Source organism: Streptomyces lincolnensis (assembly GCF_021173675.1).
Taxonomy (GTDB): Bacteria; Actinomycetota; Actinomycetes; order Streptomycetales; family Streptomycetaceae; genus Streptomyces; species Streptomyces lincolnensis_B.
Genome location: NZ_JAIHON010000005.1, coordinates 115,401 through 139,211 on the forward strand (window position 1 = coordinate 115,401; position 23,811 = coordinate 139,211).

Annotated in this window: 18 protein-coding genes, 1 other RNA gene and 6 pseudogenes; 10 read left to right on the top strand and 15 right to left on the bottom strand. The window is 70.1% G+C overall.

Annotated elements, in window-relative coordinates; translation table 11 throughout:
* Window positions 1–15: 15 nt before the first annotated feature.
* The gene (locus tag K4B79_RS14785; protein WP_232027035.1) at window positions 16–837 is read right to left on the bottom strand and encodes an SDR family NAD(P)-dependent oxidoreductase; all 822 of its coding nucleotides are present in this window, start codon (window positions 835–837) and stop codon (window positions 16–18) included.
* Window positions 838–1,005: 168 nt separating this feature from the next.
* Between K4B79_RS14785 and K4B79_RS14790 the strand changes: the two genes are divergently transcribed.
* On the top strand, window positions 1,006–1,863 hold the full coding sequence (locus K4B79_RS14790) for a helix-turn-helix domain-containing protein (RefSeq protein WP_445276260.1): 858 nt from the start codon (window positions 1,006–1,008) through the stop codon (window positions 1,861–1,863).
* Between the two features lie 33 nt (window positions 1,864–1,896).
* Here K4B79_RS14790 and K4B79_RS14795 read toward each other — a convergent pair.
* From K4B79_RS14795 to K4B79_RS14820, 6 genes and pseudogenes are all read right to left on the bottom strand, one after another.
* Window positions 1,897–2,067: pseudogene (locus K4B79_RS14795) on the bottom strand (GTP 3',8-cyclase MoaA); the annotation flags it as partial.
* Between the two features lie 68 nt (window positions 2,068–2,135).
* Window positions 2,136–3,287 (bottom strand): XdhC family protein, encoded by a 1,152-nt coding sequence (locus K4B79_RS14800; protein WP_232027037.1) that lies wholly within the window; start codon window positions 3,285–3,287, stop codon window positions 2,136–2,138.
* 139 nt (window positions 3,288–3,426) lie between these two features.
* Window positions 3,427–5,634, bottom strand: a complete 2,208-nt coding sequence (locus K4B79_RS14805) for a xanthine dehydrogenase family protein molybdopterin-binding subunit (RefSeq protein ID WP_232027038.1) — start codon at window positions 5,632–5,634, stop codon at window positions 3,427–3,429.
* Window positions 5,631–6,611, bottom strand: coding sequence for an FAD binding domain-containing protein (locus tag K4B79_RS14810; RefSeq protein ID WP_232027039.1), 981 nt, complete (start codon window positions 6,609–6,611; stop codon window positions 5,631–5,633). The genes K4B79_RS14805 and K4B79_RS14810 overlap by 4 nt, the downstream gene beginning before the upstream one ends.
* A gap of 12 nt (window positions 6,612–6,623) precedes the next feature.
* Window positions 6,624–7,274, bottom strand: coding sequence for a (2Fe-2S)-binding protein (locus K4B79_RS14815; RefSeq protein WP_232027040.1), 651 nt, complete (start codon window positions 7,272–7,274; stop codon window positions 6,624–6,626).
* A 57-nt stretch (window positions 7,275–7,331) separates the two neighbouring features.
* Window positions 7,332–7,949 (bottom strand): flavodoxin family protein, encoded by a 618-nt coding sequence (locus K4B79_RS14820; protein WP_232027041.1) that lies wholly within the window; start codon window positions 7,947–7,949, stop codon window positions 7,332–7,334.
* A 726-nt stretch (window positions 7,950–8,675) separates the two neighbouring features.
* Here K4B79_RS14820 and K4B79_RS14825 point away from each other — a divergent pair.
* The 3 genes and pseudogenes from K4B79_RS14825 to K4B79_RS14835 all read left to right on the top strand — a co-directional run bounded on the left by K4B79_RS14825 (window position 8,676) and on the right by K4B79_RS14835 (window position 12,845).
* Window positions 8,676–10,868 (top strand): MMPL family transporter, encoded by a 2,193-nt coding sequence (locus K4B79_RS14825; RefSeq protein WP_232027042.1) that lies wholly within the window; start codon window positions 8,676–8,678, stop codon window positions 10,866–10,868.
* A 94-nt stretch (window positions 10,869–10,962) separates the two neighbouring features.
* Window positions 10,963–12,144, top strand: coding sequence for a sensor histidine kinase (locus tag K4B79_RS14830; RefSeq protein WP_232027043.1), 1,182 nt, complete (start codon window positions 10,963–10,965; stop codon window positions 12,142–12,144).
* A gap of 24 nt (window positions 12,145–12,168) precedes the next feature.
* Window positions 12,169–12,845: pseudogene (locus K4B79_RS14835) on the top strand (response regulator).
* A gap of 438 nt (window positions 12,846–13,283) precedes the next feature.
* Here K4B79_RS14835 and K4B79_RS14840 read toward each other — a convergent pair.
* Window positions 13,284–13,575, bottom strand: a pseudogene (locus tag K4B79_RS14840) (response regulator transcription factor); the annotation flags it as partial.
* A 142-nt stretch (window positions 13,576–13,717) separates the two neighbouring features.
* Window positions 13,718–14,443 (bottom strand): sugar isomerase domain-containing protein, encoded by a 726-nt coding sequence (locus tag K4B79_RS14845; protein WP_232027044.1) that lies wholly within the window; start codon window positions 14,441–14,443, stop codon window positions 13,718–13,720.
* Between the two features lie 83 nt (window positions 14,444–14,526).
* On the opposite strand from K4B79_RS14845, the gene K4B79_RS14850 reads away from it, so the two are divergent.
* A complete protein-coding gene (locus K4B79_RS14850) occupies window positions 14,527–15,234 on the top strand; it encodes an SDR family oxidoreductase (RefSeq protein WP_232027045.1) in 708 nt (235 codons plus the stop codon).
* 98 nt (window positions 15,235–15,332) lie between these two features.
* Window positions 15,333–15,722 (top strand): annotated as a pseudogene (locus K4B79_RS48615) (alpha/beta hydrolase fold domain-containing protein); the annotation flags it as partial.
* A gap of 69 nt (window positions 15,723–15,791) precedes the next feature.
* Here K4B79_RS48615 and K4B79_RS14855 read toward each other — a convergent pair.
* Window positions 15,792–16,415 carry a TetR family transcriptional regulator gene (locus K4B79_RS14855; protein ID WP_232027046.1) on the bottom strand — a complete coding sequence of 208 codons (624 nt, stop codon included), beginning with the start codon at window positions 16,413–16,415 and terminating at the stop codon, window positions 15,792–15,794.
* 407 nt (window positions 16,416–16,822) lie between these two features.
* Here K4B79_RS14855 and K4B79_RS14860 point away from each other — a divergent pair.
* Together K4B79_RS14860 and K4B79_RS14865 are read left to right on the top strand one after the other, a co-directional pair.
* Window positions 16,823–17,569: pseudogene (locus K4B79_RS14860) on the top strand (zinc-binding dehydrogenase); the annotation flags it as partial.
* Window positions 17,566–17,787 carry an NAD-dependent epimerase/dehydratase family protein gene (locus K4B79_RS14865; RefSeq protein WP_232027047.1) on the top strand — a complete coding sequence of 74 codons (222 nt, stop codon included), beginning with the start codon at window positions 17,566–17,568 and terminating at the stop codon, window positions 17,785–17,787. The pseudogene K4B79_RS14860 and the gene K4B79_RS14865, both read left to right, overlap by 4 nt.
* Window positions 17,788–18,076: 289 nt before the next feature.
* Here K4B79_RS14865 and rnpB read toward each other — a convergent pair.
* The 4 genes and pseudogenes from rnpB to K4B79_RS14885 form a co-directional block, all read right to left on the bottom strand.
* Window positions 18,077–18,487, bottom strand: an RNA gene (rnpB, locus tag K4B79_RS14870) — RNase P RNA component class A.
* Window positions 18,488–18,620: 133 nt separating this feature from the next.
* A pseudogene (locus K4B79_RS48620) lies at window positions 18,621–19,403 on the bottom strand (DMT family transporter); the annotation flags it as partial.
* A 19-nt stretch (window positions 19,404–19,422) separates the two neighbouring features.
* Window positions 19,423–20,247, bottom strand: coding sequence for an AraC family transcriptional regulator (locus tag K4B79_RS14880; RefSeq protein WP_232027049.1), 825 nt, complete (start codon window positions 20,245–20,247; stop codon window positions 19,423–19,425).
* A gap of 79 nt (window positions 20,248–20,326) precedes the next feature.
* The gene (locus K4B79_RS14885; RefSeq protein ID WP_232027050.1) at window positions 20,327–20,896 is read right to left on the bottom strand and encodes a Uma2 family endonuclease; all 570 of its coding nucleotides are present in this window, start codon (window positions 20,894–20,896) and stop codon (window positions 20,327–20,329) included.
* Between the two features lie 121 nt (window positions 20,897–21,017).
* Between K4B79_RS14885 and K4B79_RS14890 the strand changes: the two genes are divergently transcribed.
* The gene (locus tag K4B79_RS14890) at window positions 21,018–21,791 is read left to right on the top strand and encodes a MerR family transcriptional regulator (RefSeq protein WP_232027051.1); all 774 of its coding nucleotides are present in this window, start codon (window positions 21,018–21,020) and stop codon (window positions 21,789–21,791) included.
* A gap of 35 nt (window positions 21,792–21,826) precedes the next feature.
* The gene (locus K4B79_RS14895) at window positions 21,827–22,399 is read left to right on the top strand and encodes a hypothetical protein (protein WP_232027576.1); all 573 of its coding nucleotides are present in this window, start codon (window positions 21,827–21,829) and stop codon (window positions 22,397–22,399) included.
* On the opposite strand, the gene K4B79_RS14900 is transcribed toward K4B79_RS14895, so the two are convergent.
* Entirely contained in the window at window positions 22,341–23,780 is a 1,440-nt protein-coding gene (locus K4B79_RS14900) for an RNB domain-containing ribonuclease (RefSeq protein ID WP_232027052.1), read from the bottom strand. The two genes, K4B79_RS14895 and K4B79_RS14900, sit on opposite strands and share 59 nt — an antisense overlap.
* Window positions 23,781–23,811: the final 31 nt, after the last annotated feature.

Here is a 23,811-nt window from a genome sequence, read left to right on the forward strand (position 1 = left end):
GCTTTCTACGTCTGGTTATGCGGCTTCGCCCTGGGCCTGGGTGGCGACGTCTGCCCATTCCTGCCAGGTCTTCAGCCGCTCGGCGTAGGCCTGCGGGACGAGATGGAGGGGGAAGTCGCCGAAGAAGATCCGCAGCGGCGGGTTCTCGGCGTCGACGAGCTTCAGCATGGCCGGACCGACGGCGGCCGGGTCACCCTTCGAGACGGCGTCGTAGGTGGCGTCCACGGCCGCGTGCAGCTCTTCGTAGGCGGGCAGTCGCTCGGGGAAATCGGCGGAGGTGAACCAGTCGGTGGCGAACCTTCCGGGCTCCACGAGGGTGACCTTGATCCCGAAGCCGGCCACCTCCTGCGCGAGGGAGTCGGTGAGCCCCTCCAGAGCCCACATGGCGGCGGCGTCGCTACCGACGAAGGGGAAGGCGACGACGCCGCCGACGCTGGAGATCTGCACGATATGGCCGCTGCCTTGCGCCCGCATGACGGGCAGGACCGCCTGGGTGACCCACAGGGGGCCGTAGAAGTTGACCTCCATCGCGTCGCGTGCGTGGCGCTCGGTGAGCTCCTCGATCGCGCCGAACTGGCCGTAGCCGGCGCTGTTGACGACCACGTCCAGGCGCCCGAAGTGCTCGTGCGCCCGCCTGACGGCCGCGAAGGCGGCGGCCTTGTCGGTGACGTCCAGGGTCAGCGGAAGGATCGCGTCGCCGTGCGCGGCCACCAGGTCCGCCAGGGAGTCGGTGTTGCGGGCGGTCGCCGCGACCTTGTCGCCGCGCTCCAGGGCCGCCTTGGTGAACTGACGGCCGAGGCCGCGCGAGGAACCGGTGATGAACCAGATCTTGCTCATGAGAACACTTTCGTTCGAGATGAAGTCTTGATAGGAGACTCTACATCGAGATGATACTGAGTATCAAGTCGAGTCTTTGGGTCGATGGAGTACGCTGCTCCGCACAAGCGAGGCACGTCTGACAACTGGAGGGCACAGATGCCTTCACATGTGGCGCCCGGTGAACAAGTGACGTCCGGACTCGACCGCCGCACCGAGCTGAGGGAGTTCCTGCGGTCGCGCAGAGCCCGGATCCGCCCCGAGGACGTGGGACTGCCCTCGTACGGCCGACGGCGGGTTCCCGGACTGCGGCGAGAGGAGCTGGCGCAGTTGGCAGGGGTGTCGTACGCGTACTACGCGCGCCTGGAACAGGGCTACGGCGACACCATGTCGGCCGAAGTGCTGGAGGCCGTCGCACGCGCCCTGCGCCTGCCCCAGGAGGAGCGTGACCATCTGATCCGGCTGGCCCAGCCCGAGCGGCAGAGCCCGACGCAGGCCGCTCCTCCCCCGCAGCGGCTGAGGCCCAGCGTCCAGCATCTGCTCGACGCGCTCGGCGTGCCCGCCTATGTCGTCAGTCGGCGCTTGGACGTCCTGGGGTGGAACCGGCTCGCTGCCGCTGTCTTCGGGGACTGGGGCAGGCTGCAGCCCGAGGAGCGCAATGCGGCCCGGCTGATCTTCCTCTCGTCCGAGGCGCGCGAGAGGTTCGCCGACCCGGACCGCACGGCCCTGGAAGTCGCCGGCGTGCTGCGGATGAACGCCGGCAAGAGCCCCGGGGACCCCCACCTCTCTTCGCTGATCCAGGAGTTGTCGCAGAAGAGCGAGGAATTCCGGCGGCTGTGGGCACGGCACGAGGTGATCTGCGGGAGCGGGGGCGACCTGGTGCGGATGCGGCACCCGGCGGTGGGAGAGTTCGACCTCGTCCATGAACCCATGGCGCTGCCCGGGGGCGCCCCGATGCGGCTGGTCACCTATCACGCCGAGCCTGGCTCCCGGTCGGAAGAAGCCCTGCGGACGTTGGCCAGTTGGGAGATGGAGCCGCTGCGCTGAGACCGGGGCCTGGCGGCGCGGGTAGCTGCGATACCGTCGAGCGATGCCGGCGAGGCGGGCGATCTCGTCATCGGTGACCAGGTGGGGCTTGGTCAGCCGGCGCAGGCCCTGCTCCGGCATGCGGCAGGTGCAGCGTGGGTCGCACCGGCTGGTCAGGGAGACCCGCAGGTCGGTGGCCACCCGGCCGTGGGTGTCGATGAGCACGCGGGGCATTTCCTCACCGGTGTCGGTGTGGTCGCTCGGCAGAGAGCGCGTGACGACTCTGCGCGTGGTCATGCGACCAGGACGGCGGCTGGTGACATCCGGGCTGCGGAGACCGACCGGTGAATGGGACCGGGGACGCGGGACAAGGGCAGGCCGGTGCCGTTGTGAGTGTGGGTGATGATCTCGGCGGTGATGGAGATCGCCGTCTCCTCGGGGGTGTGGGCGCCGAGGTCCAGTCCGATCGGTGAGTGCAGGCGGGCGAGGTGCTCTTCGGGCGTGCCGGTCTTGCGTAGACGTTCCAGACGGTCTTCGTGGGTGCGTCGGGAGCCCATCGCGCCGATGTAGCCGACCGGGAGTTTGAGGGCCGTGCGAAGCAGGGGGATGTCGAATTTGGCGTCGTGGGTGAGGACGCAGATCACGGTGCGGGCGTCGACCTCGGCGTGCTCCAGGTAGCGGTGGGGCCAGTCGACGACGACCTCGTCGGCGTGCGGGAAGCGCTCGGCGGTGGCGAACACGGGGCGGGCGTCGCAGACGGTGACGTGGTAGCCGAGGAAGCGTCCGGCGTGGCTGAGGGCGGCGGCGAAGTCGATGGCGCCGAAGATCAGCATGCGGGGCGGTTCCGCGTGGATGTGGACCAGGAGCGTCAGCTTCTCCGGGCAGGTGTCGGCGTCCCCGCCGACCTCGACGCGGGCGGTCCGGCCAGCCCGCAGCAGCGCGCGGACCCGGTTGGCCACCGTACGGTCCTCCTGACGGCTGCCCAGTGTGCCGTCGTACGCGCTGCCGCCCCCGAGGATGGACAGGCTGCGGCCGAGAAAGCGCCGCGGCCCGTCAATCACCTGTGCCACGGCGACGGGCACACCGGCCAGTACCTGTTCGAGGGCGGTGGTGAGGTGGGGCTGGTCGGCGGGGTCGATCCGCTGGACCAGGACCTCCAGTTCGCCGCCGCAGGTCAGGCCCACGGCGAAGGCGTCGTTGTCGGAGTAGCCGAAGGAGGCCCGGATGGGAGGTTCGCCGGACTCCAGGACCTGCTGGCACAGCTCGTAGACGGCGCCTTCCACGCATCCTCCGGAGATGCTGCCGACTGCCTCGCCGTCCGTGCCCACGGCGAGTGCGGTGCCGGGCGGCAGGGGTGCGCTGCCACTGACCCGAATGACGGTGGCGAGGGCGAAGGGGCGGGCCTCGCGGCACCAGCGGTACAACGTGTCCGCGATGTTCAGCATGAGTGGCTCTCCTGGGGAGGTTGGGGAGCCCGCCGCCGCGCCGGCATGGGGGGATCGAGGCGCGACAGCGGGCCGTTCAATGGGCGGCTTTCGGTGCCCCGTACGGGTGGCCGGAGGGGCTCCTTTGCCGCCCCGGGGTTCACATCAGGGCTTCGGCGGTGATGGGCAGTTCGCGGACGCGGCGTCCGGTGGCGTGGAAGACCGCGTTGGCGATGGCGGGTGCCACGCCGATCTGCACGAGCTCGCCGAGGCTCTTCACACCGATGGGGCCAGCCTTGTAGTCCTCCCCGTCGAGGTAGACCGCCTTGAGGTCGGGGATGTCGGCGTTGACGGGGACGAGGTAGTCGGCGAGGTTGGCGTTGACGATCCGGCCGTCGCGGTGGTCGGTGACCGTGTGCTCCAGCAGGGCGGCGCCAATGCCGCCCACCATGCCGCCGACGGCCTGGCTCTCGGCGAGCTTGGGGCTGATGATCCGGCCGACGTCGTACACGCCGAGCATCCGCCGTACCCTGACCAGCCCGAGCCGGGCGTCGACGGCGACCTCGGCGAACATCGCGGCGTAGCCGTACATCGAGAACCGGCTTTCCTCCTCCGGGGTGTACGACCCGCGCGCCTCCAGGTGGGTGCGGTTGTTGCGGGCCAGGAGCTGCCGGTAGGTCTCCCCGCGCGCGGTGTTGCCCTTCACATGCAGTCGGCCGCCGCGGACCACGACCTCGTCGGCGTCGACGCCGTGCAGCGGTGAGCGCTCATCCTCCACTGCTAGGGCGATGGCCTGCTGCCGCAGCTTGTCGCAGGTGTCCTGGACGGCGGACCCCACACTGAGCATGGTCTGCGAGGCGCCCTGGGCCGGGGCCGGCGGCATGGCGGAGTCGCCGAGCCGGAAGGTGACGTTGCGTACCGTCAGTCCCAGGGCGTCGGCGGCGACCTGGGTCATGGAGGTGTACGTGCCCGTGCCCGTGTCGTGGGTCGCGGACTGAACCACCGCGGTGCCGTCCGCGTCGAGCCGGGCGTGAGCCTCGGCCTGTCCGCGGAAGACGTCGTAGCAGCCGGTGGCCACGCCGGTGCCGATCAGCCAGTCGCCGTCACGAGTGGAGCGCGGCGTGGGGTTGCGCCGGTGCCAGCCGAAGGCGCGGGCGCCGACGCGGAAGCACTCGCCAAGCCGCCGGGTGGAGAAGGGCTGCTGGGTCGATGGGTCCTCGCCGGGTTCGTTGCGCAGCCGCAGCTCGATCGGGTCGATGCCGAGTTTGTAGGCGAGTTCGTCCATCGCGGTCTCGATGACGAAGGCGGCGCTGCTGTAGCCGGGGCCGCGCATCCACAGCGGGGTGCTCGCATCCAGCGGCACCATCTGGGCCTTTTGGCTGACGTTGGGCACGGCGTAGAGCATCTGCCCGAGCGCCTGGTTGGCCTCCCAGAACTGCTCGTAGCGGGAGGTCTCGTACTTGAAGTCGTGGGTCATCGCGGTGAGTCGCCCGCGCCGGGTGCTGCCCAGGCGCAGCTTGTACTCGTAGGCGGGCCGGTAGCCCACCGTGAAGAACATCTGCCTGCGGGTCAGCGCGAGTTTCACCGGGCGGCCGATCTCGCGTGCGGCGAGCGCCGCGATGGTGACGTGCGGCCAGGCCCGCAGGGCGCTGCCGAACGCGCCGCCGATGAACGGCGAGAGGACACGCACGTTCTCCAGCGGGATGCCGAACACGGCAGCCAGTTCGTTCTGTGTGCCGATCACCCACTGGGTCTTGTCCCACACGGTGAGCTTGTCGCCGTCCCAGCGGGCGATGGTGGCGTGCGTCTCCATCGGATTGTGGTGGTTGCGCGAGAGCCGGTAGGTCATCTCCATCCGGACGTCCGCGGCACCCAGCGCTGCCTGGGCATCGCCCCGCTTGTAGGGCGCCTCGAAGGGCGCCGGCCCGTCCTGGGCCGGGCTGCGGGTCAGGTCGGTCGACGGCTGCTGGGCGTCGTAGGAGACCTTCACCAGGCTCGCGGCGTGCTGCGCGGCTTCCAGCGTGGTGGCCACCACGACGGCGACCGGCTGGCCGAAGAACAGGACGGCGTCGTCCTGGAAGACGTGCAGCCGCTCCCCCGGGAAGGCATTGCTGACCCGGTTCTCGCGGTAGGCCAGCTTGGGCTTGTCGAGGTGGCTGATGACCCCCAGGACTCCACGCTGGGCATTGGCGGCACGCGTGTCGATGCCGGTGATACGGCCACGGGCGACACTGCTGTCGACGACCACGGCGTGCACCACGCCGTCGATGTCGTGGTCGGCGGCGTACTTCGCCTGACCGGTCACCTTCAGCCGCCCGTCCACCCGGGACAGCGGCGCACCGACGGCTGCCTGCGGCTGCGGGCTCACTTGCCACCTCCTACGACGCGCAGTTGGCGCTCGACGGTCCTTTTGAGCAACTCGACCTTGAAACCGTTGTGTTCGAGGGGCCGAGCCCCCTCCGCCGCCCGCTCGGCGGCCTTCGCCCACAGGGCGTCGGACGGGCGCCGCCCGATGAGCTCCCGCTCGACGGCGGGCAGTTTCCAGGGCACGGTGCCCACGCCCCCGGCGGCGACCTTGGCCTCGTGGATCACTCCGCCGCTGATGTGCAGGGCGACGGCCGCCGAGGTGAGCGCGAACTCGTACGACTGCCGGTCACGCACCTTCAGGTAGCCCGACTTCAGCGGGCGCGGAAGGGCCGGGATCTCGACAGCTGTGATCAACTCACCCCGGCGCAGGGCCTGTTCGCGGTGCGGTGTGCTGCCCGGCTTGAGCAGGAAGTCGGCGAAGGGCACGGTGCGCTCGCCGTCCGGCCCCAGCAGGTGCACGGTCGCCTCCAGAGCCGTGAACGCCACGGCGACGTCGGAAGGGTGAGTGGCCACGCAGTCGTCGGAGGTGCCGAGGATCGCGTGGGTGCGGTTGACGCCGTGCAGGGCCGCGCAACCCGAGCCCGGCTCACGCTTGTTGCAGGCGGCGGTCACATCACGGAAGTACGTGCAGCGGGTGCGCTGCATGATGTTGCCGCCGATGGTCGCCATGTTCCGCAGCTGCGCCGACGCGCTCAGCTCCAGCGCCTGCGAGATCACCGGGAACAGTGCGCGCACCCCCCGGTGGGCGGCGGCCTGGGACATCCGGACCAGCGCGCCGATGCGCAGGCCCCCGCGCCGGGTGACGGTGATCTCGCGCAGCGGCAGGGCGCTGATGTCGACCAGCGTGTGGGGGCGCTCGACGGTCTCGCGCATCAGGTCGACCAGCGTGGTGCCGCCGGCGATGTAACGGCCGCCGGCGCGGCCCGCGTCGAGGGCCTCACGGGTGTCGGCGGCCTTGGTGTAGGAGAAGGGATGCATGGGGACCGTGCCTCAATTCCCGTGCGCGGCCTGCTCGACCGCCCGCACGATCTTCACGTAAGCGCCACAGCGGCAGATGTTGCCGCTCATGAACTCCCGGATCTCCTCCGGTGAGCCGGTGTGGCCCTCGTCGATGCAGCCGACGCCGGACATGATCTGGCCGGAGGTGCAGTACCCGCACTGGAAGGCGTCCTGGTCGATGAACGCCTGCTGCAGTGGATGCAGCCGCTCCCCCTTCGACAGACCCTCGATCGTGATGACCTCGGCGCCCTCCAGCCGGACCGCCAGGGTCAGGCAGGAGTTGACCCGGCGGCCGTCGACCAGGACGGTGCAGGCGCCGCACGCACCGGCGTTGCAGCCCTTCTTCGAGCCGGTCAGCCCGAGGTGTTCGCGCACCAGGTCCAGCAGCGAGGTCCGGTTGTCGACCGTGACGGTGCGGCGCTCGCCGTTGACGGTCAGGGAGACGCGGCTGCTGGGCGGCGCATCGACGGCCTCCGCGGGCTCGGCTCCGAACACGGACGGCCCCGCTATGAGGCCGCCCGCGACGACCGCGCCGCCGACGGCGGTGGTTGCGATGAACGTGCGCCGCGACGGAGCGGACGAAGAGGCGTCCTGAGACACCTCGGGGGGAGCAGGTGGTGACTCGGGGAGTTCGGTGGACATGCCCATTCTCTCGGTCGGCGGAAGACGGGTGGCGGTAACGAGTGGTGCCGCGAGCTGTTACGCGGCGGATTCCGTGTCGGACTCGGGCCGTGTGTAGCCGCCCGGGAAGCGGGCGGGCGGCGCGTCCTGGGCGAAGAACGTCTTCGCGCGCGCCAGCGCTTCGGCGTCGTTCAGGACGTCACCTGGTGCGGTGCCGTTGCCGCGAAGGACACCACCGAAGTTCATCTGCATGTACGCGGCCCAGTTGTTGATGGTGGTGACCAGTGGTTCGGCGAGCCAGGGCATCTCACCCGCGGAGGTGGTGACGCCCCACAGGGTGCGTCCGGCCATGGCCGCCCGGAAGTCGAGCTCGGGGTTGTAGAGCCAGGACGTCCAGGTGTCCAGGTAGCGCTTGGTGTGGGAGGACAGCGAGTACCAGTACACCGGGGAGGCGATCACGATGTCGGTCGCGGCGAGGGTGGCTTCGAAGAGCAGCGCGAGGTTGCCCGCCTCGGGCCGTGTGGTGTGCCCCGCGCCGTGCCGCAGGTCGTCGAAGTCGGGGAGCGGATGCTCGGCGAGCGAGATCCACTCCTGCTCGACGTCGGCGGGCAGCTGCGCGGCGGCCCGGCGCGCGAGCAACTCGGTGTTCCCGTTGCTGCGGTGGCTGCCGAGGATGAAGAGGAAACGGCGGGACAAGGGGGAGCTCCTTGGTGGGGGCGTGAGCGACTACTGGTGCGAGCGGCCCGCCGGGCAGCGTCGTGGCTGCCGCGTCCGCGGCGGTGCCGGTCAGGCGCCGGCTACTCGGGGCACGGTTCGCGCGGCGGCGGGCAGGGCCGCCCATCGGCCTGGCAGGAGTGCGGCGGCCGGGGATGAAATACGATCGGCAGCCGCCTCACCGGGCCATCGGTGCGGCACGGCATCCACTGTGCGGCACGCGGCGCGATCCAACGAGCAGACACTTTTGGGACGACCCGGGTGTGTACCACTGCCGTTGGTACGTCTGCCAGTAGTAGGCAGGGCGGTCCGACCATCGACGACAGTCGTGATGCAAGGCGCACGGGTACGCGGCCGCCTGCTGCGGAGGACCAAGCCTGCGCGGGATCTCGTGACGGTGCCGGCCAGGACCGAGTCATGACGGCCAAGCGGAACAGCACCACGCAGCACGGTCAAGTACCACCCGACAAGGATGCGATCCCCCTCTCACGGCCCGCGACAGACGCCCGGCCCCCGGCTTGTGCCAGACCCGGCGGCGTACGCCTGCGCCCGCACCGAACGCGGGCCATGCCTCGCCCTCTCTGCTGCGATCGCAGTAGAAGCAAGTGTCTGCCTAGGGCCAACGACGAGAGAGCGCGGAACTGCGAGCGTGAGAGTGGGCCGTGATCAGCGGCCCACTCTCACGGCATTTCCTGGAAAGGCTCGTCGATGTCTTCTCTCGCCCGCTGGTGCCACAGGCACCGGCTCGCCGTCGTCCTGGCCTGGGTGGGCCTGTTGCTCGCCCTCGGCGCCGGGGTCGGCGCGGTTGGCAGCAACTTCGGCAACAGCCCGACCGCACAGAACACCGACTCGGCGAAAGCCACTGCCCTGCTGCAGCAGGCCGCCAACAGCGCGGCGGGCAAGACCAGCCGGATCGTGTGGCAGCTGAAAGACGGCAAGGTCACCGAACCCACGGCCGAACGGGCGATGACCGGTGCACTGAAGCGCATCGCCGACACGCCGGGGGTCGCCGCGGTGAGCAGCCCGTACACGGCATCCGGTGCACGGCAGATAAGCAAGGACGGCGCTACGGCCTACGCCACCGTCACCTTCGATCAGGGCGCCAGCGACACACAGATCGACCACGCAAAGCAGCTGGCCACGGAACCCGGGTCCGCAACCCTGCACATCGCACTGAACGGGCAGGCGTTCACCGTCAACCCCGCTCCGAACCCGGTCGCCGACGTCATGGGCATAGCCCTTGCCTTCGTGGTGCTTTTGTTCGTCTTCCGCGCGGTGTGGGTGGCGGCGCTGCCCATCATCACGGCCGTCGTCGGCGTCGGTACCTCCGCGGTCGCGGTGATCCTCCTGAGCCACGTCATCACGCTGTCCGACACCACCTTGACGCTCGGCTCACTGATCGGCCTGGGCGTGGGCATCGACTACGCCCTGTTCATCGTCAACCGGCACCGCGCCAACCTGATGGCGGGCATGGGCGTCGCTGAGTCGATCGCCAAGTCCCTCAACACCTCCGGTCGGGCGGTGGTCTTCGCGGGCCTGACCGTGGTCGTCGCCCTGCTCGGCATGCTCACCCTTAACGTCGGCATCATCAACGGCATGGCCATCGGCGCGGCCGTCACCGTCGTCCTGACCGTACTGGCCGCCGTCACTCTGCTGCCGGCCCTGCTCGGCATGATCGGGCCCAGGGTCCTCAGCCGCGGCGAGCTCCGCCAACTCACGTGTGGGACGGGCGTTTTCGGGACGTGGACCGGTTGGTGGGGTCGGTGGGCGGCCCGGGTGCAGTCCCACCCCAAGGCCCTGGGCCTGGTCGCCCTAGCCGTGCTGGCGGCGCTCGCGTTGCCCACGCTGTCGCTGCGCCTGGGCGCCTCCGACGATGGCAACCTGCCCACGACGTCGACGAACCGTCAGGCCTACGACATGATCGCGGACGGTTTCGGGCCCGGCTTCAACGGGCCCCTCGTCCTCTCCGTCCAGGCCCCCACTCCCGCCGACAAGGCGGCCGAAACCAAGCTGGTCACCGCGCTCGAGCAGGTCGACGGCGTCGCCAGTACCTCCGCCGCGCCCATGAAGGACGGACAGACCGTCGGTGTGATCTCCGTCGTCCCGACGTCCTCCCCGCAGTCGGCGGCCACCTCCGACCTGATCCACCGCCTTCGTCACGACGTGATCCCGAAGGCGGAGCAGGGCACGTCGATGAAGGTCTACGTAGGAGGTGTCACCGCGAGCAACGACGACTTCGCGTCAGTCCTGATGAGTAAGCTTCCTGTGTTCGTGCTGGTGATCGCGGCGCTCGGCTTCCTGCTGCTGACCGTCGCCTTCCGCAGCCTGCTCATCCCCGCAGTGGGCGCGGTTCTGAACATCCTCAGCATCGGTGTGGCCTTCGGCGCGATCGTCGTCGTCTTCCAGTACGGCTTCGGAGCCTCCCTCCTCGGGCTCGGCGCCGCCGGACCGATCGAGTCATTCGTGCCGATCCTGGTCGTCGGCATCATGTTCGGCTTGTCCATGGACTACCAGGTCTTCCTGGTCAGCCGGATGCGTGAGGAGTGGGCCCACACCGGTGACAGCCGACGGGCGGTGCGGGTCGGCCAGGCCGAGACCGGCAAGGTGATCGCCGTCGCCGCCACCATCATGGTCTGCGTCTTCGGCTCCTTCGTGTTCGGCGGCATGCGGGTGATCTCCGAGTTCGGGCTGAGCCTCGCCGTCGCCGTGGCCCTCGACGCGTTGCTGATCCGGATGGTCGTCGTCCCCGCGCTCATGCACCTGTGCGGACGGGCCAACTGGTGGCTGCCCCGCCGACTGGACCAGGCACTGCCCCGCGTGTCCGTGGAAGGCCCCGCGGACCAGCCGACACCCTCGTCGGACCCGGTGCGGGAGCCACAGACAGCCGGGCTGACCGACTAGTCCAAAGACACGAGGGACCGACCAGCACAAGCAGGCCGACGAAGACCTGGGCGGGCCCGGCCTTCGGCCGGCCCGCGCTCCTTGCAGTGAGGGAATGGACGTGAGAATGGTGTGGCGGCAGTGGCTGGCTCGTCATGACCGGGTCAGGGACGCACTCCCAGCGGTACCGCTGATCGTGGTCTCCGTGGCGGCGACCGCCGTCGGCACGTCCGCCTGGCATGAGCCCCGTTGGGGCGAGGTGATGTGGACAGCGCTGTCCTGCGTGCCGCTGGTGGTCCGCAGCCGCTGGCCGCTGCCCGTCGCCCTCGTCGCCCTGGCGGGCGAACTCACACTGATGGCCGTCGCCCCGTACATCTCCCTGACTCCAGGGGCGGCCCTCATCGCGCTGTACACGCTCGCCGCCCTCGGCAGTCGGCGCACCGCGTGGGCCGTCGGCCTCGCCGCCGCCGTGGCGATCACGGGTGTGTACGCTGCCACCCACTCGCAGTCCGTAGCAGGCGGCCCCAGCCTGCTACGGCTCGATTTCGCAATCGCGGCCACCGCGCTGGGCCGCGCCGTCCGTAACCGCCGCGACCACCTCGCGGAGGCCAGGGACCGCGCGGAACGTGCCGAGGGTATGCAGGAGGTGGAGGCCCGGCGCAGGGTCACCGAGGAACGCGTACGCATCGCGCGCGATCTGCACGACGTCGTCACCCACCACATCACCCTCGTCAATGCCCAGGCAGGAGTGGCCCACCATCTCATGCGGGCCAACCCCGACCAGGCGTACGAGGCCCTGGCCCACATCAAGGACAACAGCCGCGCCGCACTCGACGAGCTGCGCGCCACCGTCGGCCTGCTGCGCCAGCCCGACGACGCACCGGCATCACGGGCCCCCATCCCCCGCCTGGACGATCTCGACACCCTCGTCGGGAGGTTTCGCGCGAGCGGGCTGTCCGTGTGGGTGGACGCCCTCGGTCCGTCCACACCGCTGGCGCCCACCAGCGAGCTGACCGCCTACCGCATCATTCAGGAGGCACTCACCAACACCCACAAACACGCCTCCGCGACCCAGGCGACGGTGACCCTGGAGTACGGTCCGCACTCGCTTCGAGTCACAGTGACTGACGACGGCCGGCCCAGCGCACCCAAGGGCGCGGGTACCGGCCATGGACTGGTCGGCATGCGCGAGCGGGCCATCGCCATCGGCGGCACCGTCACCGCCGGTCCGAGGCCCGAAGGCGGCTTCCAGGTCGTCGCCGAACTGCCGCTCTCACTCGTCCCCACAACCGTCTGACACACCATGAGGTAATTACCACCCATGACCATTCGCGTCCTGCTCGCCGACGACCAGGCCCTGCTCCGCGGCACCTTCAAGCTGCTCATCGACGCCCAGCCGGACATGGAGGTCGTCGCGGAGGCCTCCAACGGCCGGGAGGCGGCCCAGCTGGCCCGGTCAGAACGCGCCGACCTCGTCGTGATGGACATCCGGATGCCCGAGGTCGACGGTATCGAGGCCACCCGGCTGATCGGCCAGGACGAGGACATGGCCGGAGTCAAGGTCCTCGTGCTCACGACCTTCGAGGAGGACGAGCTGGTCATCGAAGCCCTCCGGGCCGGCGCGAGCGGCTTCCTCGGCAAGGGAGTCGAGCCGGCCCAACTCCTCGATGCCGTCCGCCTCGTCGCGGCCGGCGAGGCGTTGCTCTCTCCCGCAGCCACCAAGGGTCTTATTACCCGCGTTCTCGCCCAGCCGCCCCCAGGGGCCTCCTCGACCCCCATCGGCTGACCACGCTGACCCCCCGGGAACGCGAGGTGCTGTCCCTGGTGGCCACCGGCCTGTCCAACACCGACATCGCCGAACATCTCTTCGTCACCCCGGTCACCGTCAAAACCCACGTCAACCGCGCCATGGCCAAACTCGGCGCCCGCGACCGCGCCCAACTCGTCGTCATCGCCTACGAAACCGGCCTGATCCGCGCCGGGGACCGGCAGAACTGAGTAGTCGGCTGCTCGCGCCACTCTGCGGTGGTCTCAGGGAACTGGCCCGAGGGCTGGACGTGTTGCGCACAGCGTCACCGGACCCGCCGCGTTCCTGACGCGGTTGCCCTGGCAGGCGACGGCTGCGCACGGCCGACTGGCTCATTGAAGGAGATCCACAAGGCGCTGTGCTACGGCACCGACTGGCACGTCCCGCGCAGCACAGTCATCGGCGCCTCTCGCACCTTGCGCCGCCAGCTGTCACGCGGTCTGAACGCCTGCTCGTGCGCACCGAAAGGGCCGGACTACTGGGCTGCCGCCCTCACGCAACCTCAGGTGTGTTCCTTGGACACCCCCCCGCATGAGCGGCAAGGACTTCTACCGCCGAGCGCATCAAAGACGAACGCCTCGATGCTGGTGTCCCTCACTGAGGACCTCGGGCAAGCCGCGAAGCCGCTCCTACCGCTCCCGCACCCTGCCGGATTCCCACGCCCAGGCGGCGATCTCGACCCGGTTGCGGTGCGTTGATCTTCTGCTGGATGCTCGCCAGGTGCGTCTTGACGGTGGACGGTGACACCGCCAGCGGTTCGCAGATCTCCTGGTTGGTGCGGCCCACCGCGACGAGCCGGGCGACGGCCAGTTCGCGTTCGGTCAGCGGGCACGCGGCATCCGGCTCGGGCCGCGTGGAGGCCAGTTCCTTCAGCAGCCGGACGGTGACGGCGGCAGACGCCTTCCCGCGACTGCCATGGCGGGGGTGCCGACCTCGCGCCCTTGGAGCTGACCATGTCAGCGGGCCGAAGCCGGTGAAACGAACCTCGACACGATCACACGCGGGTCGAGGTCCGTTCTGGGACGGCCTTCTCCCTGGGAGGAGTCCCGGCCGCTTCAACGGCTCACAGCATCGGGATGGCCGCCCGGTAGTCGTCGAGGTATCGCTGGTTGATCGCGTCGCCGTCGGGAAGATTGGAGCTGCGCCAGAGGGGGAGAGACACCTGCTGGGTTACGGAGAGTCGGGCCAGACGCGCCAGCAGCAGATCCCACAGGTAGGCGGAGCAGATCGTGGAAATCGACGCGGTCGCTCCGCTGGGCGTGGGCACGACCGCGTCACCGGGCGGGACCGCGGTGTCGAGCACCGTGTCCGCCAGATCACCGAGCTTGGCGAAGGATCGTGCGGGCGCCTGTGTCATGTGGAGGCGTGAGGAAACGGCCACGACGTAGGCCCCGCGCTGCTTGAGTTCGTGAGCCGCTTCGACCGGGAACGCGTTCACGCCCGAGTTCGAGAAAACGACGGCAAGATCGCCTGGCTGAACGCCCGCCGAGGCGACCAATGTCGCCGCCAGCCCGCTGACTCGTTCCAACTCGGTACTTGCCTGCGCGCCGTTCAGCGGCAGCAATGCCGGATGGAACAAGGGGCGTACACAGCTCAGTCCGCCGGCGCGGTAGAAGGTCTCCAGGACCGCGGCCACGCTGTGGCCCGCCGCGGTGGTGTGCACGACCCGACCCGTGCGCGCCACATCGAGTAGCCGCGCTGCCACCACGTCCAGAGCGGCGGCGTTGTGTTCCTCGATCATGCGGAGATGGGCACGCATCGCGGCCCCGAAGTCGTCACGAAAGTCCACGGATATTCCCCTTCGCTGTCTGGTGGCAAAACTTAGCACAGTGGTCTAGACCGGTTGCGCTCGTGATGACTAATCTGACGTGCATGAACGATCCCGTCTTCCTGATCACCGGAGCCTCCCGAGGCATCGGGGCCGCCACCGCCCGACTGGCCGTCGACTCCGGATACCGCGTGGTCCTCGCCGCGCGAACCCACCACTCCGTGAGCGAACTTGCCGCACAGTTGGGCAGCCCTGACAGAGTCCTGCCGGTTGCCTGCGACGTCACCGACTGGGACCAGATCAGCGGACTAGTCCGTCAGGTCCAGGACACCTGGGGCCGGCTGGACGTTGCCTTCGCCAACGCCGGCTCCAGTGTGGTCACGAGCTTCCTCGGCACTCAGGGCGCACCACCGGACCAGTGGCGGGACATGGTGCTCGCCAACGTCTATGGACCCGCCCTGACGGCACGCGCCGCACTGCCCGCCCTGGTCGCCTCCGGCGGTCACCTCGTGTTCACCGGGTCGGCGGCCGGTCGGGGGGTACGGCCGGGCAACCTCTACTCGGCCACTAAATGGGCGGTCAACGGCCTCGCCCAGAACATCCGCGCCGAGTGCGTCGGAACCGGTGTCCGCGTCACCCTGGTCCAGCCGGGCCTGGTCGACACCGGCGGCATCCCGTCCGAACGCGCCCACGACCCGAAACTCGAACCTGGCGACATCGCCCGCGCGGTCCTTTATGCCGTCACCCAACCCGCCACCGTCGACGTCAATGAGATCCTGATCCGCCCCGTCGGCCAGGGCGCCTACCGCTGAGCCGGACTCTCCGGCAAGGCCCGGTGGCCCATCTCGGCCAACTGTTGACCGTTCGCTCCCAGTGGGCGGGCGCAGCGACCGCAGTATCAACCGTCGTCATGTGGCCGCGACGACCCCCGCGCGGCCGATGCGGTAATCGCGGAGGCCGAGCACCACGTCACCAAGAAGCTGCGCCCCGAGGGCGCCATCGTTTGGCGGCGCTGCCAGGTCAGACGGCCCAAGCGGTGCGCGAGAGCCGAGGTCGCCGCGGTCGCGAGCGCTCCGCCGGGCAACTGACAACCCATGCCGTCACCAGCGCGCCGCGCCACCATCCAGACCATCGCGTCCGTCGACGCCGGCCCACGCTGCTGCCGACGCACCTCGTGCGGGTTACCTTGACGAGGGTTCGACGCTACATAGTCTGCGTCTGCGGGTTCGATCCGCTCCGGGACGAAGGAATGATGTACACACAACGCATGATTCAGGCAGGCGTGGGCACCGAGTTGCACCTCTACCGGGGACGTTCCCTGGTTCCGCGGGACTCCCGGGCGCGGACATCAGCCGGAAGACAGGTCGGACTACGCTGCCAGCGCGCCCATCGCCCGGTCGAGCAGCACGGCCAGCGGGACCGTGCCCTCACAGGCCACCCACGCCTGGGAGGCCACGTCGAGGCAGGCGAGCGCGGCAGCGGCCAGTGCGCTCGGCCTTGTGTCCTCGGCCTGGTCGGGGTCAGCCCCCAGCCGCGCGGCGACCTCCGGCACCAGCAGCTCCTGCCAGCCCAACTGCTTCTCGTGGTGCCGCGCGCGCAGGGACGGGGTCTCCTGGAGCATGCGCAGATAACTGAGTACCTGCTCGGGCGCTGCCTCGTTCATCCGCGTCAGGACGTCGAACGCCCGGCGCAGTGCCTCCCACGGCCGCTCGTCGTCGGGGCGGGCTGCGAGCGCCTCCGCGATCTGGCGGCCGGACTCCTCCAGGCGCCCCAGGACAATGTCCTCCTTGGTGCCGAAGTACCGGAACAGGCTGGCACGCGACAGACCCACCTCGGCGGCGATCTGGTCGACGGTGGTCTTGTCGAACCCCTGCTCGGTGAAGAGCCGGTGCGCCACCTCGACCACCTCCGCCCGAACCGTCGCACGCATGCGCTCGCGCAGACCGGGCGGCTTACGTGCGGACTGGTCGGTGGTGCGAGCGGTTTCAGACATACAAGAAGGGTACAGCAAAGACTCAACCTGATACCGAGTATCATGAGGTAGAACGCGGTCGTTCATCCTCTACGCCGTCGACGGCAGGCGCCGCGAACGCGACATTGACGCCAGGCGGACAACCTTCACTGCGGTCGCCCTCCGTGCCTACGACGAGGAAGGTAAGTCTGAGAACAGCAGCGCGGACTCGACGTGTCAGTAACCGCGCCAGGTGCGCGGTACCGAACACCAGTGCCGGAGCTCGTCACGTGTCGGCGCTGGGTGAAGGGGTGGGCTCAGGACCGGCTCCGACACAAACCCGCCAATCGCCCCAGCGGTCGACCCACGCTCGCCACGGCGTACGTCGTGGGCATCGCCAGGGCCTGTCATGGAGAGCGAAGAGGCACGCAGTAGTTCTCGATACGAAGTGCCGCCGTTGCCGACGCGGACACCAGCATGTCTGCGAAAGGCGGCACGAGGTGGGCGTACGGACCGGACGTCCCGGCGCCCTGGCCGAGCAACTCGCTGTTCCGGTCGGTTTGTTGCACGCCCTGCCCGACTCCGTGGACCCCGCACTCGGAGCACTGCTGGAACCGGGCGGAAACGCGCTGCGGGCTGCCCGGGCCACCGAGGCCGGGTCCGGGGACCGAGTCCTGGTGCTGGGACCGGGCACCATAGGCCTGCTGGTCGCGATGTTCCTCCGGGCCGCCGGGGCGGAAGTGCACCTGTTGGGCAATACCGACAGCTCCCTCGCCTTCGCGCGCACACTGGGCTTCGCGCACGTGTGGCGGGAGGATGAGGTCCTCGACCTGCCTTTCGACGCGGTCGTCGACGCGTCCAACGCGCTCCGACTCCCGGCTCTGGCCCTGGACTTGGTGGAGCCCGCCGGACGCGTCGTGTACATCGGGCTGGCGGGCGAACCCAGCAGGATCGACACCCGCACGCTCGCCCTCAAGGACGTCACCGCGGTCGGCATTCTGTCAGCCTCGCCGGGCCTCGAGGCCACGATCAAGGCGTACGCCGACAGAACGGTAGCCCCCCGACCGCTGATCGCGGCCACCGTGGGCCTCGATGGGGTCGGCCCCGTCCTCGCCGGACGGCGCCCGGCGGACGCAGGGCCCGGCCCCAAGATCCACGTCAACCCCCGGTCGAGTGCAGTGAGGACGGCCTCATGAGCGACTTCCACGATGTCGGAGCGATCGTCACGGCCGACACCGGAGACATCGGAGCCGCCACGGCCACCCTCCTGCGCGACCGCGGCGCCCGGGTGGCGGTCCTGGACATGCGGACCGACGACGCGCCCCCGGGGGTGCACACGGTGCGCTGCGACATCACCGACGCCACAGAGGTCGACGACGCGGTCGAACTGCTGGTTCTCGGCAGGAGCGGTTAGCGAGGCATCCTCGCCAGTGACCACTTCGGGGCGCACCATCGGCGATCGAGTGCAGCCGGAGCGGGTTGACAAGAAGACACCTCGTACATGTACTTCCGAGTGCACCAGCATCCGAGATGTCTGCTCCAGAACGGCACTGGACCGCATTTGGCACCCAGATTGCCCGAATATGCCGCATGGACGGCAGACAGAAACGACGATACCTGTAGCGCAGATTCGACCCGGATTCGACCCCGAGGGTTTGTTCAGCTGGTAAACATGGCCTCTGACCTGCGGAAATGTGGAGCGGCAGACGAGTCAGGCTATACGCCGGGTTCTGTTCCGAGGGGCTCTCGCGAACCCCTCGGCGACGGCCATCCATCTAGGACCGGCGTTGCCGCCGGCCTCGTGCGGTCTACCCGCGGACTCGGGCGGGCAGCCCTCGGACGTCCGCGCAGAGCCCCGCCTGTTACAGCGCGGCTCCTTTTGACCTTGCTCCGGGTGGGGTTTACCTAGCTGCTCAGGTCGCCCTGGGCACTGGTGGTCTCTTACACCGCCGTTTCACCCTTACCCGACGCCGAAGTGTCGGGCGGTTTGTTTTCTGTGGCACTGTCCCGCGGGTCACCCCGGGTGGCCGTTAGCCATCACCCTGCCCTGTGGAGCCCGGACGTTCCTCGGGGAGTCCCTCAGGGGGATTCCACGCGGCCGTCCGCCCGGCTCGTCTGCCGTGTGGACCATGTTACCGGGCGATCGGGGCAGGCCGGTTCCGCGGTCACCTGGGCCGGGCCGGCCGTGGCCAGGACGGAGCCTGCCAGGATCAGGGTGAAGGCCAGACCCACCCCCAGCGTCAGTGACTCGTCCAGGAACAGCGCGCCCGCCGCCACCGCCACCGCCGGGTTGACGTACGTGAAGACCGTGGCCCGGGTGGGGCCCACCTCCTTGATCAGCTCCAGGAAGGCCACGAAGGCCAACGCCGTGCAGATCACGCCCAGGCCCACCAGCGCCGTCAGGACCTGGGCCGAGGGGACGGAAGACGGCCAGGTCAGTGCCGCCGCGGGGGCGTAGACCAGCGCCGCCAGGGCCAGGCAGGGGACCGTGAGGTGGAGGGACGGGACGTCCTTCAGCCACCTCGCGGCGATCAAGGGGGCCGTGGCGTAGCCCAGCACCGTCACCGCCACCTCCCCCAGCGAGCGAGCGTCTCCGCCCGTCAGGTGCGGGGCCGTCAGGACCGCGACCCCCGCCAGCCCCAGGCCGAGTCCCGTCACGCGCCTCGCGCCCAACCGCTCCGTGTCGCCGAAGAAGCGGGCCAACGCCACTCCTACGATCGGGACGCCCGCGATCAGCAGGCCCGCCGTCGAGCTCGACAAGTGACGCTCGGCGTCCGTCAGCGTGTACCAGGGGCCGATGATCTCTATGCAGGCGAAGGCCAGCATGGGTTTCCAGTGCCGACGGATCGTCTGCGGCAGGCCGGGCTGGCGTAGCGCGAAGGGGAGCAGGAGTGCCGCGCCCAGGACGCAGCGCGTGAACACCACGAAGGACGGGGACAGCGGGGCCTCCACCGCCACCTTGATCATCAGGTAGGGGACGCCCCAGACCACTCCCATCAGGGAGAACAGGAACCAGCCGCGTGCAGTCATGCGGGCAGTTTCGGCGGCCTCACCGGCGACTGTCTTGAACGCTGTTGCGGTACGCCGCCGGGGTCACGCCCATCACGCGGCGGAACCAGCGCGTCAGGTGCGCCTGGTCGGCGAAGCCCACCAGGCCCGCCACCTCGGCCGGGCGATGGCCCGAGTCCAGCAGGCGCCGGGCCCGGCCCACGCGGTACTGCGCCAGCCAGGCGTACGGCGGCACCCCCATCGTCGTACGGAAGGCGCGGAGGAGTTGGTAGCGGGAGAGGCCCAGGTCCGTGGCGAGGTCGGCGAGGGACGGGGGGTCCAGGAGCTCGTCGGCCAGGCGGTCGCGTACCGCTCGGGCGATTCCGTCGGCGCCGGGGATCACGGAGTTCGCCGCGCGGGACGTGGAGTGGCGGCAGGACAGGGCCGCGAGGAGCCAGGGCAGGCGGGACTCCGTCTCCAACGGGTCGGGGCAGGCGCTGAGTTGGGAGTGGGCGGCGAGGAGGGACGCGGCCAGTTCCGGGTCGTCGAGGAGTGGCTCGCGGAAGTGCGGGAGGGTGAGGTCGGCGGTTCCCTCGGTGAGGAGGGTGGGCATCGCGTACAGGGCTCGGTAGGCGTAGCCGTCGGTGGAGGTGCCCGGGCCGCCCGTGTGCATCTCGCCGGGGGCCAGGACGACTATGGAACCGGGGCCCGTGCGGATGTGGCCGCCCCGGTAGGCGATGACCTCCGAGCCGCCGACGCACACGCCGATCGTGTACTCGTCGTGGGCGTGCGGGGCGTAGACGTGCTTGTCGAAGCGGGCGGTGAGGAGGTCGAGCGGGGGGCCGCAGCGGCCGAGCCGCGCTCTCGTCCACAGTGCCTGTTCCATGCGCTCACGCCCCCCATGCCGTACCTGTCCGGCCCATGCCGTACCTGTCCGGCCTCCCCAGCGTGCAACGCCGGGCCGCTCAGAGAAAGTCCGCGGTGTCCAAGTCAAAGGCGAGGGGTTCGGGGAGGGCCAGCGGTTTACCGAAGGCGACGGCGTGCCGCTCCCGATAGTCGCCCGACTCCGGGTCGCTGAAGAGCGTGGTCCACGCGGTCTCGCGATCGACCAGCAGGTACAGGGGGACACCACCACGGGCGTAGCAGCGGCGCTTGATCTCGCGGTCGATCCGCGCCCCTGCCCGGGGCGTTACTTCCAGCACCATCGCCACGCCCTCGCAGGGCATCCAGGGGTCGGCGCCCCGAAACAGCCGTAGCGCCTTGGGGACGAGCGTGCCGTCGGGGATCACGTGATCCTGCGGGCAGCCCTCAGTGCTCCCCAGCTTGAGCCCCTTGTTGCCCGAGAACTGCATGTCCGTCGGAGTACGTCGGTACATCTGACCCACGACCCGGCTGACGCAGTGCTCGTGGTGGCCGTCCGGGACGGGGGTGACGAGGAGTTCGCCCTCGATCAGTTCCGCGCGCAGGCCCTCCGGTGTCTCCAGGTCGACGAACCAGTCCAGCAAGGTCTTCCGCGTGATCGGATCAAGTGCCATGCCCCCCACGCAACACCGCCGCAGCCGCTCACCGGTGCCGGACCGCGCGGGATCACCTGTACAGGAACGCTCCCGCCCCGTCGCTTGACCCTGCCGCGACGTCAACCTCTCTACTGGTCCCATGCGGATCGGAGAACTCGCCGGCGCCGTCGGTGTGACCACGCGGACGGTGCGGCACTACCACCATCTGGGGCTGTTGCCGGAGCCGGAGCGGCTGGGGAACGGCTATCGGGACTACACGCTCAGGCATGCCGTCGTGCTGGCGCGGATCCGGCGGCTGACGGAGTTGGGGCTGGGGCTGGCCGAGGTGCGGGATGTCCTCGCCGAGGACGCGGGGAAGGATCTGGCCGAGGTGCTGACCGAGCTGGATGAGGATCTCGCTCGGCAGGAGGCGGCCATTCGTCGGCGGCGGGAGCGGCTGCGCGCCCTCCTCGAAAGGGAGGAACTGCCCGCCGAAGGGCCCGTCTCGCCCGAGCTCGCCGCGCTGTTCGGCGAGGTGGGGCCCGTGTCCGACTCCCCCATGGCCGCCAAGGACCGCGAGATCCTCGCGATGCTCGACACGACGGCCTCTCCGGAGGCCCGGGAGCAGTTGATCGGACTGTTGGGCGCCACCTTCAACACGCCGGGTGGGGCGGAACGGGCCCGGGCGGCGTACTCGCTGCTCGACGCGCTCGTCGACGCCGACACGGACGACCCCCGCGTGGACGAGGCCGCGCGCGCCCTCGCCGCCTGTCTGCCCGCCGAGCTGCTGCCCACCGCCGCCGTCGACCCCGACGGCTCCCACGACAGTTTCCTGCGCGCCTTCTACGCCGACTTCGCCCCCGCCCAGGCCGAGGCGATCCGCCGCACCCTGCGCATCCTCGCGGAACAGCAAGAGGACGGAGGAACTCCGTGAAGACCGTACTGATCCTGGCCCGCTATGAGCTGCGGATGCTGGTGAGTCTCGCCCTGTGGGTCACCCGCCGTAGTCACGGCACCGGAACCGGTCAGGCCTTCGGGTACGCCCGAGGCCAGGGCGCCATGATGTTCGGGTTCGCGTTCGTGTGCCTGGTCGAGACGGTCACGATGTCGGTGCTGCTGAAGGACCTGCCGGTCGTGCACGCCGTGGTGTTCGTGCTGGACGTGTACACCATCGTCTTCGTCATCGGGCTGCACGCGTCGAACGTCGTACGACCCCACGTGCTGGAGCCGGACGCGCTGCGGATCCGCCGGGCCGTGCACGTCGATCTGCGGATACCGCTGGAGCGGATCGTGTCCGTACGGCGGGAGCTGCGCGCCACGCACACGTGCAAGGACGGCGAACTCGACCTGGCCATGGGCGCGCAGACCTCCGTCACCCTCGAACTGACCGAGCCGATCACCCACTTGACGTTCCTGGGCCGCCCTCGGCGGATCCGGCTGGTCCGGTTCCACGCCGACGACCCCGACGCCCTGGTCCACGCCGTCAGGCAGGCGCGAAGCGCACGGCCGCTCGCCTCTCCGGTCCCGGATCTGCCCGCGTGAGCCGCACCCGCAGCCGCTCCCCCAGCCGCAGCCCCGCCCCCTCGACCCGGCCGATCACCGCCGGGGATTCCAGCTGCACCACACCGACCGTCGGCCGGCGCTCGCCCAGCTCCACCACGCAGCCGTCGAACACCTCCCCCACCCGGTCCTTCAGCAGCGCGGCCTCGACAAGGTCCACGCACTCCCGCTCCACGGCGGAGGCTCGCCGCCCTCCCTCGGTCATCTCCCGGGGCAAGGAATCCAACGCGGCGAGCACCCACTCGGGCGGGGCGGCCCCCGCCACCGCCGCGAGGCAGATCTCCGAGGCGTACCGGTCGGCGAGGCGCCGCAGCGGGGCCGTGCAGTGGGCGTAGGGCGCGGCGACGGCTGCGTGCGTGGTGATGTCGGGGACGGCACCGTCCCGGAAGACCGTGTAGCCGGCGCCGCGCAGCAGGGTCGTGCACTCCTGGAGGAAGGCCGCGTGGCGGGGAACCGTCGGATCCAGGGACCGGATCAGCGCGGCGTACGACACATGGTGCGGCCAGTCGATGCGCAGGGCGAGCGCGGTACGGCGCAGGCGGCCGACGGCGCCGTCGGGGGCGGCGGGGAGGGTGCGGAGCACTCCCGTGCCGTATTCGATCATCAGCTCCGCCGCCGCCATGCCGGTCAGCAGGGAGATCTGCGCGTTCCAGCCTTCGGAGGGGAGCGGGGCGCGGTACGTCAGCTCGTACGTGCCGCCGTTCCGCTCGACGATCTCCTGCTCAGGCACATTCAAAGAGATCCCGCCCCGCTCGACCTCCAGCGCCTCCCGCAGCCGGCCCACTTCGGCGAGCAGCGCGAGCGGCTCCTCGGCAGTTCCGCCGTCGATGTCCTTCTGCACACCCGCGTAGTCCAGCTTGGCCCGGCTGCGGACGAGGGCCCGGCGGACGTCGACGGCGACGGTACGGCCGTCGCCGTCGAGGTCGATCGTCCACAGCGCCGCCGGGCGCACCTGGCCGGGCAGCAGGCTGGCGGCGCCCTCGCCGAGCACCTCGGGGTGCAGCGGGACCTTCTCGTCGGGGAAGTAGAGGGTCATCACCCGCCGGTGGGTCTCCGCGTCCAGCGTCGAGCCGGGTACGACGAAGGCGGCGACGTCGGCGATCGCGTACCGCACCCGGTAGCCGCCGCCACGCGGGGAGCCACGCCGGGACAGGTGCATCGCCTGGTCGAGGTCGGTGGCGGTGGGCGGGTCGATGGTGAACAGGGGGATGTCGGTGGCGTCGTGCTCCGGCAGTACGGGGGGCCGCTCGGCCTCCGTCACGGCCTCGGGCGGATAGGTGTCCGGTACGCCGAGTTCGGTGCGGAGCGCGGTGAGGGCGGCCCGGAGGGGGGCGTCGGTCACGCGGATCGGGCGACGGGGCATGTAGCGAGCGTAGGACCGGGCTCACCGCGGA